The organism is Kaarinaea lacus (genome assembly GCF_975902315.1).
In genome coordinates this window covers 1-3,498 of record NZ_CDLKIE010000082.1, presented here as the reverse complement: position 1 = coordinate 3,498, position 3,498 = coordinate 1, and the positions used below count along the sequence as shown (strand labels likewise).

General features: G+C 44.5%; 5 protein-coding genes. 3 read left to right on the top strand and 2 right to left on the bottom strand.

Annotated features, from left to right (window positions below; translation table 11 throughout):
- Positions 1 to 294 (bottom strand): hypothetical protein (locus tag ACWVCM_RS01895; RefSeq protein WP_455200007.1); only part of this gene is annotated, 294 nt, incomplete at its 3' end.
- Positions 295 to 392: 98 nt separating this feature from the next.
- Entirely contained in the window at positions 393 to 1,118 is a 726-nt protein-coding gene (locus tag ACWVCM_RS01890) for a glycine-rich domain-containing protein (protein ID WP_455200006.1), read from the bottom strand.
- A gap of 130 nt (positions 1,119 to 1,248) precedes the next feature.
- On the opposite strand from ACWVCM_RS01890, the gene ACWVCM_RS01885 reads away from it, so the two are divergent.
- The 3 genes from ACWVCM_RS01885 to ACWVCM_RS01875 all read left to right on the top strand — a co-directional run.
- Complete coding sequence (locus ACWVCM_RS01885; protein ID WP_455200005.1) at positions 1,249 to 1,923, top strand: hypothetical protein; 675 nt, start codon at positions 1,249 to 1,251, stop codon at positions 1,921 to 1,923.
- Positions 1,920 to 2,885, top strand: coding sequence for an alpha/beta hydrolase (locus ACWVCM_RS01880; RefSeq protein ID WP_455200004.1), 966 nt, complete (start codon positions 1,920 to 1,922; stop codon positions 2,883 to 2,885). Before ACWVCM_RS01885 ends, ACWVCM_RS01880 begins: the two co-directional genes overlap by 4 nt.
- A 32-nt stretch (positions 2,886 to 2,917) precedes the next feature.
- Positions 2,918 to 3,498: class I SAM-dependent methyltransferase (locus tag ACWVCM_RS01875; protein ID WP_455200003.1), on the top strand; the 581-nt coding region annotated here is incomplete at its 3' end.

The following is a 3,498-nucleotide window of genomic DNA, read 5'->3' as shown; positions in this document are numbered from 1 at the left end:
TTCCAGACAAATACCAGCGATAGGTTGAACAGATACCCACAATACATTCAAGTTCAGATTTAAGTCTGCAAATACCACCTGCTTTTCATAGTACCTGAGAACCTGGTCAATCTCATTGATGATGTTTTTTATCCTGTCGGTTGACTGATGTTTTAACCTGGGAATAATCATCATAAAATCACTGAGATTCTTCCCGTCTTCGTTTTTCATGGGAACCCGCTTCCACAGCGGTTCAGCCGGTGATACTTCTCGGGAAAGCTTGAGGCTGGTTGTAGTCAGTTTTTCAATCTGCATCACAATAAAACAGTCGTTTTAACAAGTATGGCACATTAATGAAACGATGAATAACATTCATATATGCTTGTTTTTATTGCTATTAAACTCAAACAGAATTAACCGCTGCCACAACACCCACTGCCACAGCCGCTTCCGGAACATCCGGCCCCCGTGCCGCCGCCACCGCCTCTTCCGCCACCGCTACCACCCAGCCAGTCATTGAGGTATTTCAATATTATGACGATTCCCGTTACTCCAAAAATAACTTTGGCCCAGAACCAGAAATCATAATCTGCAGATTCCTGAGTGCACGCTACCAACGTTAACGAAACCGCTAACAATGTAGCGATAAGCGAAATTGATTGAGCAGGTTTGGTGACGATCCAGTGACTCGCTCGATTAATTCGTACAAACTTACCCGCATTAAGAAATCTTTTTTCAACGGGAGGCCACACCGATTTATTTGGATACTCGCCGAAAGTCTGGTAATAAACATTCAATGTATGCTGGTAAGCGTCAGCAAATCGTTGATCCTCTTTTGTACCTCCTGTTGTTGGATTATGGTGCAAGGAGAATCCGAGTATGTTTTGACAGAGATCTTCCCAGTAGGATTTGGTATAAACCAGATGAAGATGCCAGGCCTGGTCAACGGCATCAGAGGGCGTCAGCTCCTGATTATAAATTGCAACGAGATAAATAAATCGTTTGTATTCCAACACCACTTTTTCTGTAAATTCCAGGGTCCAGTCATTATCCCGTGCCAGGCGATTAACAAATCCAAGTTGCGCCGTTGCAGAGCCTATTTGAAATTCTTCCAGTTTTTGCCAAAGTATATCCGTCATATCAACACCATTTTTTTGCAACTTTATTGTTTTACAACTTTAAGAAGTTCCAGCATATAATATGCCGGACATTGGAAATATATGGGCAATTTCCACTCAACTAACTATACCCTCTGCATGATTACCACCTATGACCGGCTATCTGGATCATTACTGTGAGCGCATCGCACCCGGGTTTTGGGGTGAACCTTTCAATCTACTCAGTAACCTTGCTTTTATAGTTGCTGGTGTTTTTGTTGGGCGATTTATATTACGAAACCGATCCAGTATCACCGGTCAAATCTGGGATTTAGGCTTGTTGACCGCGCTATTATTTACCATGGGAGTGGGCAGTAGTCTATGGCATTTATTCGCCAACAGCTGGTCTTTGTACGCGGATACCATTCCTATACTTCTATTTATCAATATTTATTTGCTGAGCAGCCTGTTCCGCCTGTTCTCATTTTCAATTTTTGCGGGCCTGACAATTTTTGCTGTCTACCATGCAGTGAACTCCAGCATTCAATCAGCATTGCCTCCTGATTTTTTAAATGGCAGTATTTTTTATTTACCCAGCTGGTTTTTTCTTATGGGGATTACTCTTTTCGCCTGGCGATTAAAAGTGGCGGGATATCGTTATTATGCGTACGCACTGGTTATGTTTACCGTGTCACTGACTTTTCGCACCGTGGACCAATCCATTTGCGATATAATCCCTACAGGCACTCACTTTGTCTGGCATTTACTCAATGCCGTTACGCTTTATTTATTGATGCTTGGTTTAATTAACAACACCATTACAGATTCGAGCCAGCAAACAACATGAATCGACTCTTCAATAAATTCACGCTTTCGGGATTCATTATTTTAGTCGTGGGATTTAGCGTTGGCCCACAAGTGGAGCTGGACGAAACGATTACACCTGTCAGCCTGACGAACGATATCAACGACTATATTCAGAGCCGGGAATCCCGCTTCCATGATATTCGTTCCAATACCCAGAAAACCGTTGTATGGGCCAATCCTGAAGCACCCGCTAAAACACCCATTGCAATGGTTTATTTACATGGCTTCTCCGCCACGCGCCAGGAAATTGCACCGGTAAGCGACATTGTCGCAAAATCTCTGGATGCAAACCTGTTTTATACTCGGCTGACCGGCCATGGTCGCAGCAGTGAAGCAATGGCAGATATAACGGTTAACGCCTTTCTCAATGATGCTGTTGAAGCCCTTGAGATAGGAAAAAGACTGGGTGACAAAGTGATACTCATTGGCACATCCACGGGCGGCACCCTGGCGACCTGGCTCGCCACCTATGACCAGAGCAACACAATTGCTGCGCTGATTCTGGTATCACCTAACTTTGGCCCTAAACGAAGGGAGTCGGAGCTACTACTTTTACCCTGGGGAAATACCTTACTGCAAATGATCGAAGGACCAGTTTACCAGTTTGAAGCCCTCAATGATTTGCAGCAACAATACTGGACAACGCAATACCCCAGCCAGGCATTACTGCCCATGATGGGCCTGGTCAAACTCACGCGTGAAAAAGACTTTAATAAAATTCTTCAACCAGTGTTAATTATCTACTCACCCTATGACAACATTGTTAGTACGGATGCCATTCAGGATAATTACTCTAAATTTGCATCGAACATAAAAGAGATAATAACCATTGACGAAACCGGCGATCCGCAACACCATATTCTGGCAGGACATATCATGTCACCCGGCACTACTCAGGAAGTTGCGAACAGAATAATACAGTTCATTCAACAAATACCCTAGCCTGGATTAAGCATTGTTCTAAGAATCACGCAATGGAAGAACAAAGATTTATTGAATTAATAGTGGAACTTCATGAAGGTTTACCCCGATTGGGACCCGGCAATGCAGAATCCACATTAAAGGCGCTCGCCTTATGTGAATACCTGCCTGATGCACCACAAATTCTCGACATCGGCTGCGGTACTGGCGCGCAGACGCTGGTACTCGCATCCGCAACTTCCGGGCATATTACTGCAACAGATCTTTTCCCTCAGTTTCTCGAGCAACTAAACAAAACTATTCAGGAAAAAGGCCTGGTAACACGTATTCATACTCAACAGGCAGACATGAATAATCTTCCCTTCCCGGACAACTACTTCGACCTTGTCTGGAGTGAAGGCGCGGCATACATCATGGGCTTCGACAACGCACTAACCCAGTGGAAACGCCTGGTCAAACCAGGGGGATACCTTGTTGTATCCGAGGCATCCTGGTTCAAACCGGACCCACCTTCCGAACTGAAAAAGTTTTGGGACGAAAACTACCCCGCCATACGAAACGCTGATGATAAGCTTGCCACTGCCCGGAATACAGGCTGGGAAACCGTAGCTAATTTTCATTTGCCGGTAGAAGC

Excerpts from the sequence above, each read along its gene's own strand:
- ACWVCM_RS01890 (WP_455200006.1), bottom strand. The coding sequence starts at position 1,118 with ATGACGGATATACTTTGGCAAAAACTGGAAGAATTTCAAATAGGCTCT.
- ACWVCM_RS01885 (WP_455200005.1), top strand. The coding sequence starts at position 1,249 with ATGACCGGCTATCTGGATCATTACTGTGAGCGCATCGCACCCGGGTTT.
- ACWVCM_RS01880 (WP_455200004.1), top strand. The coding sequence starts at position 1,920 with ATGAATCGACTCTTCAATAAATTCACGCTTTCGGGATTCATTATTTTA.